We start from the raw sequence: 12,402 nt of genomic DNA, 5'->3' as shown, positions 1-12,402 counted from the left end.
CGAGGAGGAATTAGAAGTGGAAAGTAAAATAGAGGTACTTTCAACTGTTCACATTAAGCATTCAGAGGATTTATATAAAATCGTTGACTTATTGAACAGAACGCTTAAAAGAGAAGATCTCATGTTTGGATTAGCATTAGATCAAGAAGATCAAAATCAAGCGATATTTACGATATATCGCACATAGGGGAAGCTTGACATGAAAAAAATAGTCTGGATCATTTCATCCGTTGTGGCTCTCGTTTTGCTCATCGGCATTATCAGCTTTACGTGGATTTACCAAATTGCCATGGGGCAAAAAGAACAAGGTCATGAGGCAGCAATTGAACGAGCAAAAAAACAAGCAAACATCGTACAAGTGGAGCAAGTGGAAACCTTTGTTGGAAAAGAAAAACAATTTATTGTTGAAGGGAAAAACAAACAAAGTGAGATAACCTATGTTTGGGTACCTGCCAGCAAAAAAGAAAAAGTAATCGCAAAAAAAGCAAATGAAGGCATTACCTCAAATCAAGCAGTACAAGCCGTTCAAAAGGAGAACACTGTCTCTAAGCTAAAGGACGTGCAATTAGCAAGAGAAGGTGACGTACTCCTTTGGGAAGTGACGTACTTAAATGAGAACAATCAATATAGCTTCAGCTATGTCGATTTCTCGACAGGACGCGTTGAAAAAAATGTAACACCTTAGTTTCTCCTGTATGGCGTTGACCATGCTGATTTAGAACGGTTATAATAAAATGTATGAAAAAAGATTCACACCTGCCCAAAGGGTGCGTTTCTTTCTGGCTTTGGAGGGAATTATGTTGAAAACAACGATTAATCAAGTGTTTAAACACGTCGATGAAGACGTAACCATCGGCGCATGGATTGCCAATAAACGTTCAAGCGGAAAAATTGCATTTTTGCAGCTGCGTGACGGGACAGGCTTTATTCAAGGAGTCGTAGTAAAAGCAGAAGTGGAAGAGGAAATCTTTAAGCTTGCGAAATCAGTCACACAAGAAACATCTGTCTATGTGACAGGACAAGTGACAAAAGACGACCGTTCACCTCTTGGTTTTGAATTGCAAGTGAAATCGATTGAAGTGATTCACGAAGCAACTGATTACCCAATTACACCGAAAGAGCATGGAACAGAATTTTTAATGGATCATCGTCATTTATGGCTTCGTTCAAAAAAACAGCATGCCATTATGAAAATTCGTAACGAAATTATTCGTGCTACATATGAGTTCTTCCATCAAGAAGGCTTCGTGAAGGTAGATCCGCCGATTTTAACTGGAAGTGCACCTGAAGGTACTACCGAGCTATTTGCTACGAAATATTTTGATGAAGATGCGTACCTTTCTCAAAGTGGACAGCTTTACATGGAAGCTGCGGCGATGGCACTCGGAAAAGTATTCTCATTTGGTCCAACATTTAGAGCTGAAAAATCTAAAACGAAACGTCATTTAATTGAGTTTTGGATGATTGAGCCTGAGATGGCTTTTGTTGAATTTAATGAAAACCTTGAATATCAAGAAAATTACGTGTCTCACGTTGTTCAAAGTGTATTGGAAAACTGTAAAGTTGAACTGCATACACTTGGCCGTGATACAGCAAAATTAGAAAACATCAAAGCACCATTCCCGCGCATCACTTACGATGAAGCGATTAAATTCTTGCACGAAAAAGGCTTTGATGATATTGAATGGGGAGATGATTTCGGAGCGCCTCACGAAACAGCGATTGCCGAAAGCTACGATAAACCAGTCTTTATCACTCATTACCCAACTTCATTAAAACCATTTTACATGCAGCCTGCACCAGATCGTGATGATGTCGTTCTTTGTGCAGACTTGATTGCACCAGAAGGCTACGGAGAGATCATTGGCGGTTCTGAGCGTGTGCATGATCTAGAGCTGCTTGAAGCAAGATTGAAAGAGCATGGGCTAGATCAAGAAACTTATAAATGGTACACAGAATTAAGACAATACGGTTCTGTACCGCATTCAGGTTTTGGTCTTGGACTTGAGCGTACAGTTGCTTGGATTAGTGGAGCGCCGCATGTACGTGAAACGATTCCTTTCCCAAGATTATTAAACCGTTTATATCCTTAAGACGTAGAAGCCTCCATATGTTGGAGGCTTTTTCAAACGTCTTTTTGGGGCACGTGAAATAAAACGTGATATACTGAAAGTGAAGAGGTGTATCCGATGAACAGGCAGCAATTTATTAATATGCAGCAAATGGGTTCAACAAGTTTGCCTAATTTGCTGATTGCTCATTATGAGCAGTTAGGACTGAATGAATCACAGATGATGGTAATGCTCAAAATTAAAATGAATGAAGAGCAGGGCGTTTTCTTTCAAACATTTGAAGAGCTATCCCAAGGCATGACCATTACAGCTGAAGAGTGTGCGTATATGGTGCAGCATTTAATTCAAAAAGGGTTTATTTCGATTCAGCCGTTTGAGGACAGATCGGGTATACAGCATGACCGGTACTCAGTTGAGCCTCTGTGGGGTGCGTTGTATGACTTTTTAGAAGCAAAACAAGCAAAAGAAGGTCAAAAACTTCATGTGCAGGCTGAAAAGTCTTTATACGCCTTATTTGAAGATGAATTCGGCAGACCACTTTCCCCTCTTGAAGGAGAAACACTCTCAATCTGGATGGATCAAGACCATCATGATGCTGAAATGATTCGTCTAGCGTTAAGAGAAGCGGTTCTATCAGGAAAATTAAATTTCCGTTATATCGACCGAATTCTGTTTGAGTGGAAAAAGAAAGGGCTGAAAACTGCGGAAGAAGCAAAAGAGCATAGCCAGCATTTCCGTTCTCAGCAAAAAGCGCCACCTTCAAAAGAAGAGACGACAACTTATAAACGACAAGTTCCTTTTTATAATTGGCTGGAACAATAACCAATAAAGGAGAAGGCATGTTATCAAAAAAACAAATCAATGAATGTTTAGATGTAATAGGAGATATGTTCCCAGAGGCAGAGTGTGAGCTTGTGCATTCCAATCCATTTGAACTTGTGATCGCAGTGGCATTATCTGCACAGTGTACAGACGTGCTTGTAAACAAAGTCACCAAAACGTTATTTCAAAAATACAAAACACCAGACGACTATTTAAGTGTACCGCTTGAAGAATTGCAGCAAGATATTCGTTCAATTGGCCTTTATCGAAATAAAGCCAAAAATATTCAAAAGTTGAGCAAAATGCTGATTGAAGAATATGGTGGAGAAGTGCCGAAGGACAGGGACGAGCTTGTGAAGCTTCCTGGGGTGGGCCGGAAAACAGCAAATGTTGTCGTTTCGGTCGCTTTTGGGGTGCCAGCAATTGCAGTAGATACACATGTGGAACGAGTCAGCAAGCGTCTAGGCATCTGCCGCTGGAAGGATTCTGTTCTTGAAGTTGAGCAAACTTTGATGAAAAAAGTGCCAAAAGAAGATTGGTCAGTCACACATCACCGCCTGATCTTTTTTGGTAGATATCATTGCAAGGCGCAGCGTCCGCAATGCGAGTCTTGCCCGCTTCTTGATATGTGCAGGGAAGGACAGAAGCGTCTGAAAAAAGGACTGGTGAAGATGGCATGAGCGCAGCAGCTGTGTTTACCGCATATGTCGAAAAGCTAAAAGAGAAAAAGGTAGAGATAAAGGGCGATCGAGAAGACATACTTAAAGCAAGCCCACTTGCCTATGATTTATCTTCAGAACGTTTAACAGAGGGGCTTCCATGGCAGAACACAGAAGAATTTATTCCTGTCATGTTTGAACGCTGGAATGAATTAAAAGAAAAAATGCTTCCTCGTTTTCAAACAAGAAAATCCCGTTGTGAAGAAGACGATATGCTGCAGGGGATTGTCAGTATGATTGCGATGTTTTACTGGATCAAAGGGGAGAGGTGTCAAACGCTTGAATGGGAACATATCAAGCAAGAGACATTTCCTGTTGCTCCGATTAATTGGACGGAACGTCTAGAGTTCATCTTACTCAAACCAACGCAATATCACTGCTTTATTCAACTGGACGAGCTATACACAGAACTAAAAAAGCAGTATGGGAAATATGAAGCACTTAAAAAGATCAGACAAAACCGTTAAAAAAGCACTTGCCCATATGGCAAGTGCTTTTTCGTTATTCATCTTCTTTTCGAGAAGTAGAGTTCGACTGCGAATTTTGACTTTGAGCGTTCGTTTTTGCGTCGTCATCTTTCTTTTTATCTTTATTGTCAGTTTGGGAGTTGTTCCCGTTTGTACTGTCTGAGCCATTATCGGAACCGTTATTGCCGTTTTCCGTATTCCCGCCTTGATCTTGATCTTTTTTGTCATCAGGCTTTTGCTCGTCAGTACCTGTGCCTGGAGGCTGATTTTTGTTATCGTCGGTTTGATCAGTTTGGTCATCGTCAGGCTGCTGCGGTTCTTCTTCTTCTTTGTTCTCATCATCTGCTTTTTCTTCTTCATCTTCGTCATCCTTGATGGTAAGGAAGGTAGAAGCCGCTTTACTTGTGACGTCCTCCACAGTGGCTGTCACTTGGAATTTATAAGTAGAGCCAGGTTTGACATCAGAGATGAAGGCTTCTTTAGCAGAGCTGTTTTGAATCTCTTTATAGCCGCCATTATCTACCGCTTGTTTCACATTAAAAGTAGCATCTGCGTCGTCATCATAGCCCCAAGTCAGTGTGATGGATTTTTTCTCTTCATCATACACCGCTTTTAAGTCAGATGGTTTATCGGCTTCTTTTTTCTCGTAAGTGTCAGACACTTTTGTCGGAACAGTACCTTTGACAAAGTATTCTGTAGTCTTCTTGTCACTTGGTGTATTTGGTCCGGCTAATTTCGCTGGATCTGATCCTTTTTCAACCGTAGCTTCCACGACACTGTCTGGTTTTTCAAATGAGCCGCTTCCATCGTCAATTTGAGAAATTAATCGCTGGAAGACAATTTTTGCAACGCGCTGCTCGTAATTTGTGAGCCACATTTTGCCGTCCGCATCTTTTGAATTACCGATGCCGGTCCAAACAGCTGCTGTGTATTGCGGCGTATAACCGACAAACCACGAATCCTTCGCACCGCCAGAAGGGATATTATATTTATTGATATCATCTTGTGTAAAGTTCGTTGTACCTGTTTTACCAGCTACTTGAACGTTCGGTACTTGTGCAAGTGTTCCAGTACCGGATTGGACAGCGGTTTTCAGCATGTCTGTGATCATAAATGCTGTGTAATCACTCATTGCCGCTTTGGAATCTGGCGTAAGATCCAGCTTTGTGCCGTCATTAAATTCAACAGACTTGACAGCATGCGGTTCGTTATAATATCCATTATTACCGAATGCACTAAAGGCACCAGCCATTTTCAGAGAGGAGACACCATCGTCAAATCCACCGATTGAGTAAGACTCAGGAATGTCAGACGGTAAGTCCATACCTAAATTATTGGCGAATTGAACGGCATTGTCTGTGCCAGCCTCTTGGAAAGCTTTTAAGGCAGGGATGTTTCGTGATTGTGCCAAAGCACTTCTCATTGACATTTTCCCTAAATGTCTTCTGTCAAAGTTATTAATTGGTGTACCGTTTGAGTACGTATACGGTGCATCATCAATTTGCTGATACGTTGACCATTTTTTGTTTTCAATGACTGGACCGTAATCTAAAATCGGCTTGATTGTTGAACCTGGTTGGCGTTTTGCATCAGTCGCATAGTTAAAGCCGCCGGCTGGCACATCACGTCCACCGCCAATCGCACGAATTTCACCATTTTTCGTATCAAGCAGGGTGACACCTGCCTGCATACCTTTCGTAAATCCAGCTGAATCTCCATTGATGATATCATCTAGGTGGTCCTGAGCTTTTCGATCAAGTGATGTATAGATTTTTAGTCCATCAGTTGATACATCCACTTTGGCTTTTTTCTGTACTTCTTCCATGACTTCTTCGATGTAAGCAGAATACTTACTTGAGTTTTGACTCTTATATTTATCAGCAGGGACAACTGTCTTGCTGATAGGTGTTGCTTTTGCAACGTCATAGTCTTTCTCTGAAATGTAGCCTTGTTTTTTCATGAGGCCTAAAACGATATTACGGCGTTTTTCCGCTGCCTCAGGATTTTTTACTGGGTTATAGGCAGAAGGACTCTGCGGCATACCTGCAAGTGTGGCAGCCTGTGCAACAGTTAGTTTGTTTAAATCTGTCACGCCGAAAAATTGTTCAGCTGCTTTCCCAACACCATAAGCATAAGGAGAGAAGAAAATACGGTTTAAATACATTTCTAAAATTTCATCTTTAGAGTATTTTTGCTCAAGCTGAATTGAGAGCCATACTTCTTGTACTTTTCGCTTTAACGTCTTCTGATTGTTAAGAAGAGTGTTTTTTACAACCTGCTGTGTAATTGTACTTCCACCTTCAGCTCCAAAGCCGTCTTCCACGTTTGCGACAAGGGCACCGCCAATCCGGATTGGATCAATTCCGTGGTGTTTATAAAAACGGGCATCTTCAGTCGCAATAAATGCTTCTTTTACCACATCGGGTATATCTTTAATCGAGACATACGTTCTCTTTTCCGCGCCGACTTCTGCAAACACTTTTTTGTCTATGTCATAAAGCTTTGAAGAATACGGTGTTTTAAGCTTACTATCATCAATTGAAGGAGCGCTTGATGCAAAAACGGCAAAAGTTGTGATTCCGGCCACTACACATAGAAGACCGATCACGAGTAAAGATAAAAATATTTTTTTAAATAGACCTGCTTTCTTTTTGCCTTTTTTGTTCTTTTGCTTCTTATTGTTTTCTTGACTTGCTTTACGTCGCTGTTCACGACTTGTAAATTGATCAGACATCACATCTCAACCTTTCGTGTTAAACCTTTTTCGAACGTCATTGCTGCTCACTTTCATCCGAAAAATGAAGTGTCTCCACTACTTTAATATAATCAATTCTTGGCGAATATCCAAGTGTCATTAAGTGGCCAGCTTCCATTAATTCGTCTTTGCTAATGGATTTACGGCCGTTTTGCTGCTGCCGCTCCCAGAAGAAAAAGAGATCTGAAGCGGGCAAATAATAAACGGAGCCAAATGCGGATATAATAACGAAACAAATACCGCCTTGCTTTTCAACCTGTTTCATATGCTCAATTTGATGGTCGTGGAAGTTTTTGAGCGGAAACGAGGTGGTGCTTTTGGTTTCCTTTGCTTCAAAATCGATATAGCGCCCTTTGTACACCCCATTATAGTCCGTTGTGGATGATTGTTTAAAATAGGCTTCTTTGATTACAGCAGCGCTTCTTTTTGGATAATCCACATTCACAATTTGAACGGGGGTAGGCTTTTTATGAATGACTGCGATCCCGTTAACCAAATAGTACTGGTTGGTTTCATTCAAGTCAGCCTCAAGTGTCATCCCGCGGTTACTATAAGAGGATTCGCCGCTGATTCTTTTTTTTGTCCCAATTTGTTGAATGGGCTGATACGATTTTCCGTTTGGATACCGAATCATCATGTTTCAGCCTCCTTTTAATGCATTTTGTATTGGAGAGATTTCTATGTTGTCACAAGAAGAGCACATTATCACTCAGCATATATTGCGTGAAACAAAGGTGAAAAATAAAGACAATCTGACAAGGACAAATGCGTACAAGCGCTTTTATGATCGTCATCCAGAGATGAAATGGTCGCTCCTTGCTTCCTTTGTATCAAGAAATGCTGGATGGTCCATGACGGATTTAAAGGGCGAGCTCTTCCATCCAGGTTTAACAGATCAAGAGGGACACCTTTTTTTCACAGCATATGAAAGAGCGAATTGGCTGATCTTTTCAGACGCTTATCCTCAGCTTCTTTTGTATGAATGGTCTAAGAAATGCAGTAAGCCTTTGTTTCATCTGCTTCCTTATTTTTCTGTTTCTCGTTTTATGCGTACTGAGTGGGCACGTTTTTGGCTAGAGTATGACACAGAGCGCCTGCTGTATGCACTCATCATAAATGAACAATATACTATACAATCTCCTATTATACAAAATCCTCTTCTGAAAAAGAATGTTTTTCACTCGATTCAATATCTGTTCAGCGAGTGGGGACATTTTCAAACCGTTGTTTTTCCAACAGTGGACGGGCATTTGTACGGGTTAACCATACGGAAGTTTTCCCATGTAAAGGAGCGGATTACATTAGGGAAAAAACTAGCGAAACTATTATTTCGAGCCGATTTGTTTTCGGATTTTTATCATTTTTTGCATACCGTGCCGCATACAGGGTCACGGTTTGACTTTGAGTCGTTTTTGGGAATCGCTAGGAGATCAACACCTTTTCTTCGCACGGTTTATCCGGTGATGACACATTCATTAGACGATCAAAGGGACGATTGGTTTCAAAAGAAATTGAGTCCATCCTTGTTTGATCGAGAGACGTTACCAAAACAAATTGAGCTGACCGACTGGTATTTTCAAAAAAAAAGACAGCTTCGTTTTCTTTTTTCATTAGAGCACTATTTTTTGCATAAATAAAAAGCAGGGGGTACCTGCTTTTTTTACGTGGATGGTCGATTTGGACCGCCGAGCTTTTTATCAAGCTGATCTGTACTGTTTTCTTTCCCTTTTGGCTTTTGCTCTTTTGGTGCTGGCTGCTTTTTCATGAAATCTACCTCCTTTGTCCTTAGAATTTACACAATCGGACGCAATCATACAAAGAAGGACAAGCATATGTCGAAAAGGAAGAAATAGCGCTCATCGACACTTAGATTGGCGATTTGCTTCTAGTTTTGTCATGTGTGAAGGAGGGTGTGAAAGAAAAGAGAATGTAACGAGAGACGATAAAGGAGGAATCTGATGATGAGCGAATTTGTATCAAAAGAATCCATTATGCAGTTATTAGAGGAAATCGAGCGGAAAATTGATGCCGTGGAAGAAGAGCTGTCTCTTGCGGTGACGAAGACAACACATGCAGCCTTAGAGGAGCAAGAACAAATGATAGACCGGCTTGAATCAGAAGTAAAGGACTGTGAAGTGAAGATTCACGCAGCCGAGTATAAACTGACGGCAAGACCAGCATACCACGCAGGATAGCTTTTCTATTTGAGCAATCAGGAAACGTTTGATAGGATGGTTTATAGAGGTGAACACTTTGGATAATCAAACGTTACTTAAACGTACACAAGAGCTGAGAGTATGGATCGAAGAAGCGTATGAACAGTACCAAAAGGGAAAGGCTGAAGAGGAATACCCCGTATATGATTTTCACACCGACATTCAGCCGGCCGTTGAGACATTTGATCAGAAAATGGAAGAATGGCTCACTGCTTCGATCTCGTTTATTCATCTGGCGAAACCTAGATATCTACACCAAGAACAGCTTGAGGCGGTACAGGAAAATGGAAAAGAGGTTGTCCTGCAATCTTATTTTGGTAAACAGCATGCACCCCGTGTGAAAAATTTAGTTGAGTCAGTGATTTACACACTGAACCTTTTAATAGAAGAAATCAACAAGCGCAGCTGAAGACATATGCTGCGTTTTTTCTTATAGCTGCTTTAGGCACATCTTCTGCTTTTCATCATAATATATGAGTGACAAGACTATGTGTTGAGAGCGAGAGGAGCGAGATGTATGATCCCTTATTCAAACCAGCAGCCTTATGAATTCAACCCATTCAATCAAGGGCCATTTCCGTATCCAGATATGCAGCAGCAGCCTCCCCAGCCTCCAGAATATTTCATGCCGCCACATCAAGGTGGAATGAATCAGGCACCATCTTCTGTCTATCAGCCGCCTTACTACCAAGAAAATGGGCCGCCTTTTCAGCCACCTGAAGGGATGAATCAACCCCAGATGCAGCCGCCAGGCATGATGCCTATGCAGCCGCCTATGAACCCTTATCCTTTGCCAAGACCGCAAAAACAGCAATCATCTCAATTTAAAAGTGTGCTGTCGCAATTCAAGAAGACGAATGGACAATACGACTTTAACAAAATGTTTGATACAGCTGGGCAAATGATGAGTACGATGAATCAAGTAGGCTCATTGGCGAAAGGATTTACAAGCATTTTTAAAGCATAGCTAAAACCCAATAGATCGATCTATTGGGCTCTTTGCTTTGGTGCCGTCACACGAAGTGTTTGATCTTTCCACACGCTCTTCATGTTCGTTTCATCTATTTTTGCCGGCATTAAAATGGTTTTGGTAAAGCTCGAATACGAGGACGTTGTATCTGTTTTGATTTTCTCCTGCACGGATAGGTGTAAATATTGTGCTTTTACTTCAAGCGCAATATCCCCTTCGACAAAATGGTCTGGAAACTGGATCTCGATATAGACAAACTGCTCATCTTCTGTCACATCGGTCGTAATCGATGCAAGTGAATGCGATGTTGTCATAAGCGCCTCCGCACTATTTAATATCTCATGGAATGGGGAGGATGCGAAAAATTGTTCAATCGCTTCATAGAGAATATCTTCGTTTGCCAGCAATTCATGTTTTTTCTCGCCTTCATGTTTCATTTTGAATCACCTCTCATCTACAGCCTATGCAGAAAGGGCTCAGGCGGTTATCAATTGATGAGAGGAAAAAATTATGATTAAATAGTGTTGAATGGAGCAAGGTGTATGAGCGTAGCGTTTCATACGCGGAATAGATCTAGAAGCAAAGCTTGAAGGGAGCAATTGACATTGCTGAAAAAATTATTCGGTTTCGGAAAAAACCAAGATGATGTAAAGGAAGAAGTCATTTATTCTCCAGCTGATGGGGAGTTAATGGATATGACGGATGTACCAGACCCTGTTTTTTCTCAAAAGATGATGGGAGACGGCGTAGCAGTAAAACCAAAAAATGGAACGATTGTGTCACCAGCAGAGGGTGAAATCATCCAACTCTTCCATACAAAACATGCAATTGGCATTCGAACACTCTCAGGGCTTGAGCTTCTGATTCATATCGGACTTGAAACAGTAGGATTAAATGGTGAAGGATTTGAAGCACACATAAAAGAAGGGGATAAAGTGAAGATCGGTGATCCCCTTATTACATGTGATTTAGAACTGATTGAACAGAAAGCGGCAAGCACAGTGACACCGATTGTGATTATGAATGGTGACTTGATCGAGCGACTTGATAAAGAACCAAAGAGATCTGTTGAAAAACAGACATCTAAGCTTTTTACCGTTAAATTAAAATAGTCATGACACAAAAAAACTACCCAATCATATGTGGGTAGTTTTTTAATGACATTAATCTTCCATCGGAACCCAGCCTTGACTCGCTTCCATAACAGACCATAATCTCTCTGGAATCAAATATTTGTCTTTTTGACTGCGTTTAATGACAGTTTCAATCTCGTTTTCTCTGCCTTCTTTTATCTTCTTCGCCCAATCTGGGTCGACAATCAGCTCTCTTGCGACAGCGATGAGTGGAATCCCTTGATTGTAAGCACCTAGTGCATCATCAGCAGTAATGACGCTGCCCACACCGATGAGTGGGAGGTTATCCCCGCAGCGTTCTTTTAGCAGCTCCATACGTGTCTTATCAGAATCTGCACCACGTCTTGCTTTAGAGTCAATCTCCATTAAAGAGATATGCAAATAATCAAGGTTTTTAGTTTTAAGAACGTCGACTAAGGTAAACGTCTCTGTCATCGTTAAACCAGGCGTTTCTGGTTCTTCAGGGGATAATCGATATCCAAAGATAAATGGTGTTGTCGTATGCTCTTCAATTGCTTCTTTCACTGCATCTACTACAGCGATAGGGAAGGCTAGACGTTTTTCTTCATGTCCTCCCCACTGATCTGTCCGCTGATTGCTATGTGGAGAATAAAATTGCTGTAATAAATAACCATTTGCTCCGTGGATTTCCACGCCGTCAAACCCTGCTTCAATAGCTCGTCTAGTCGCTTCTTTAAAAGAATCAATGATATGGGGAATTTCCTCTTCTTTTAAAGCGCGTGCAATCTGTTTTCCATCCTTAAACACATCACTCGGAGCAACCACATCACCATTTGGTACTAAGTGAGGGAGGGCCTGAGAGCCGCCGTGATGAATTTGAATGATGGCTTTTGTTCCCTTTGCCTGAATGGCAGAAGCTAATTTTTTCAGGCCGGGTATATCTTCATCTCTTGCGATAGAAGGCTGTCCTTCAAATGCCTTACCATCTGGAGTCACGTTCGCACATGCTGTAATAACCATGCCCATTTCATTTGATCTCGCCGTAATGAAATCAATTTCATCTTTTGAAATGGTGCCATCATCATGAGAACCGAAGTGTGTCATTGGTGCAACCACTAACCGGCCATCAATAGAGGCGCCTCCTGGGAATGTAAAAGGTTCAAACAAAGGCTTAAATTCATTTTTCAATCTCATCATCTTCTTCCTTGATAAAATCATTTCACTATAGAAGTGTAATAGAAACTGTTACAACAGTTCAAAATATCTGCTCAAAAGCTACGCATCAAA

Annotated in this window: 16 protein-coding genes; 11 read left to right on the top strand and 5 right to left on the bottom strand. The window is 41.2% G+C overall.

Translation table 11 applies throughout. From position 1 onward, the window contains the following. Positions 1 to 16 precede the first annotated feature (16 nt). The 6 genes from C5695_RS11180 (at position 17) to C5695_RS11155 (ending at position 4,080) form a co-directional block, all read left to right on the top strand. Positions 17 to 187 (top strand): YpmA family protein, encoded by a 171-nt coding sequence (locus C5695_RS11180; RefSeq protein ID WP_003215469.1) that lies wholly within the window; start codon positions 17 to 19, stop codon positions 185 to 187. A gap of 12 nt (positions 188 to 199) precedes the next feature. Further along, positions 200 to 685, top strand: coding sequence for a cell wall elongation/penicillin-binding protein regulator TseB (tseB, locus tag C5695_RS11175; protein ID WP_117730797.1), 486 nt, complete (start codon positions 200 to 202; stop codon positions 683 to 685). A gap of 115 nt (positions 686 to 800) precedes the next feature. Then, the gene (asnS, locus tag C5695_RS11170) at positions 801 to 2,093 is read left to right on the top strand and encodes an asparagine--tRNA ligase (protein ID WP_117733105.1); all 1,293 of its coding nucleotides are present in this window, start codon (positions 801 to 803) and stop codon (positions 2,091 to 2,093) included. A gap of 96 nt (positions 2,094 to 2,189) precedes the next feature. After that, on the top strand, positions 2,190 to 2,894 hold the full coding sequence (locus C5695_RS11165) for a DnaD domain-containing protein (RefSeq protein ID WP_117730796.1): 705 nt from the start codon (positions 2,190 to 2,192) through the stop codon (positions 2,892 to 2,894). Positions 2,895 to 2,911: 17 nt separating this feature from the next. Beyond that, positions 2,912 to 3,574, top strand: coding sequence for an endonuclease III (gene nth / locus C5695_RS11160; RefSeq protein WP_117730795.1), 663 nt, complete (start codon positions 2,912 to 2,914; stop codon positions 3,572 to 3,574). Beyond that, positions 3,571 to 4,080: a YpoC family protein gene (locus tag C5695_RS11155; RefSeq protein WP_117730794.1), complete on the top strand. Its 510-nt coding sequence runs from the start codon at positions 3,571 to 3,573 to the stop codon at positions 4,078 to 4,080. The genes nth and C5695_RS11155 overlap by 4 nt, the downstream gene beginning before the upstream one ends. A 34-nt stretch (positions 4,081 to 4,114) precedes the next feature. Here the strand turns inward: C5695_RS11155 and C5695_RS11150 are convergent, their stop codons facing one another. Both C5695_RS11150 and recU read right to left on the bottom strand, forming a co-directional pair. Beyond that, a complete protein-coding gene (locus C5695_RS11150; RefSeq protein ID WP_117730793.1) occupies positions 4,115 to 6,814 on the bottom strand; it encodes a PBP1A family penicillin-binding protein in 2,700 nt (899 codons plus the stop codon). Positions 6,815 to 6,851: 37 nt separating this feature from the next. After that, entirely contained in the window at positions 6,852 to 7,469 is a 618-nt protein-coding gene (gene recU, locus C5695_RS11145) for a Holliday junction resolvase RecU (protein WP_117733103.1), read from the bottom strand. A 46-nt stretch (positions 7,470 to 7,515) separates the two neighbouring features. Here recU and C5695_RS11140 point away from each other — a divergent pair, with 46 nt between their 5' ends. After that, positions 7,516 to 8,472: a DUF2515 domain-containing protein gene (locus C5695_RS11140; RefSeq protein WP_117730792.1), complete on the top strand. Its 957-nt coding sequence runs from the start codon at positions 7,516 to 7,518 to the stop codon at positions 8,470 to 8,472. 23 nt (positions 8,473 to 8,495) lie between these two features. Here C5695_RS11140 and sspM read toward each other — a convergent pair whose 3' ends face one another. Beyond that, the gene (sspM, locus tag C5695_RS11135; protein ID WP_012010346.1) at positions 8,496 to 8,600 is read right to left on the bottom strand and encodes an acid-soluble spore protein SspM; all 105 of its coding nucleotides are present in this window, start codon (positions 8,598 to 8,600) and stop codon (positions 8,496 to 8,498) included. A gap of 196 nt (positions 8,601 to 8,796) precedes the next feature. Between sspM and C5695_RS11130 the strand changes: the two genes are divergently transcribed. The 3 genes from C5695_RS11130 to C5695_RS11120 all read left to right on the top strand — a co-directional run bounded on the left by C5695_RS11130 (position 8,797) and on the right by C5695_RS11120 (position 10,018). After that, positions 8,797 to 9,030 (top strand): DUF5446 family protein, encoded by a 234-nt coding sequence (locus C5695_RS11130; RefSeq protein WP_233230728.1) that lies wholly within the window; start codon positions 8,797 to 8,799, stop codon positions 9,028 to 9,030. A 49-nt stretch (positions 9,031 to 9,079) separates the two neighbouring features. Beyond that, entirely contained in the window at positions 9,080 to 9,460 is a 381-nt protein-coding gene (locus tag C5695_RS11125; protein WP_233230727.1) for a YppE family protein, read from the top strand. Between the two features lie 108 nt (positions 9,461 to 9,568). Further along, complete coding sequence (locus C5695_RS11120; protein WP_117730789.1) at positions 9,569 to 10,018, top strand: YppG family protein; 450 nt, start codon at positions 9,569 to 9,571, stop codon at positions 10,016 to 10,018. A gap of 20 nt (positions 10,019 to 10,038) precedes the next feature. Here C5695_RS11120 and C5695_RS11115 read toward each other — a convergent pair whose 3' ends face one another. After that, entirely contained in the window at positions 10,039 to 10,458 is a 420-nt protein-coding gene (locus C5695_RS11115) for an Hsp20/alpha crystallin family protein (protein WP_117730788.1), read from the bottom strand. A 168-nt stretch (positions 10,459 to 10,626) separates the two neighbouring features. Here C5695_RS11115 and C5695_RS11110 point away from each other — a divergent pair, with 168 nt between their 5' ends. Beyond that, the gene (locus tag C5695_RS11110) at positions 10,627 to 11,133 is read left to right on the top strand and encodes a PTS sugar transporter subunit IIA (RefSeq protein ID WP_117730787.1); all 507 of its coding nucleotides are present in this window, start codon (positions 10,627 to 10,629) and stop codon (positions 11,131 to 11,133) included. Positions 11,134 to 11,184: 51 nt separating this feature from the next. Here C5695_RS11110 and C5695_RS11105 read toward each other — a convergent pair whose 3' ends face one another. Further along, on the bottom strand, positions 11,185 to 12,303 hold the full coding sequence (locus C5695_RS11105) for an NADH-dependent flavin oxidoreductase (RefSeq protein WP_233230858.1): 1,119 nt from the start codon (positions 12,301 to 12,303) through the stop codon (positions 11,185 to 11,187). Positions 12,304 to 12,402 lie beyond the last annotated feature (99 nt).

Source organism: Bacillus pumilus, assembly GCF_003431975.1.
Taxonomy (GTDB): Bacteria; Bacillota; Bacilli; order Bacillales; family Bacillaceae; genus Bacillus; species Bacillus pumilus_N.
This window is presented reverse-complemented; position numbering and strand designations above follow the sequence as displayed.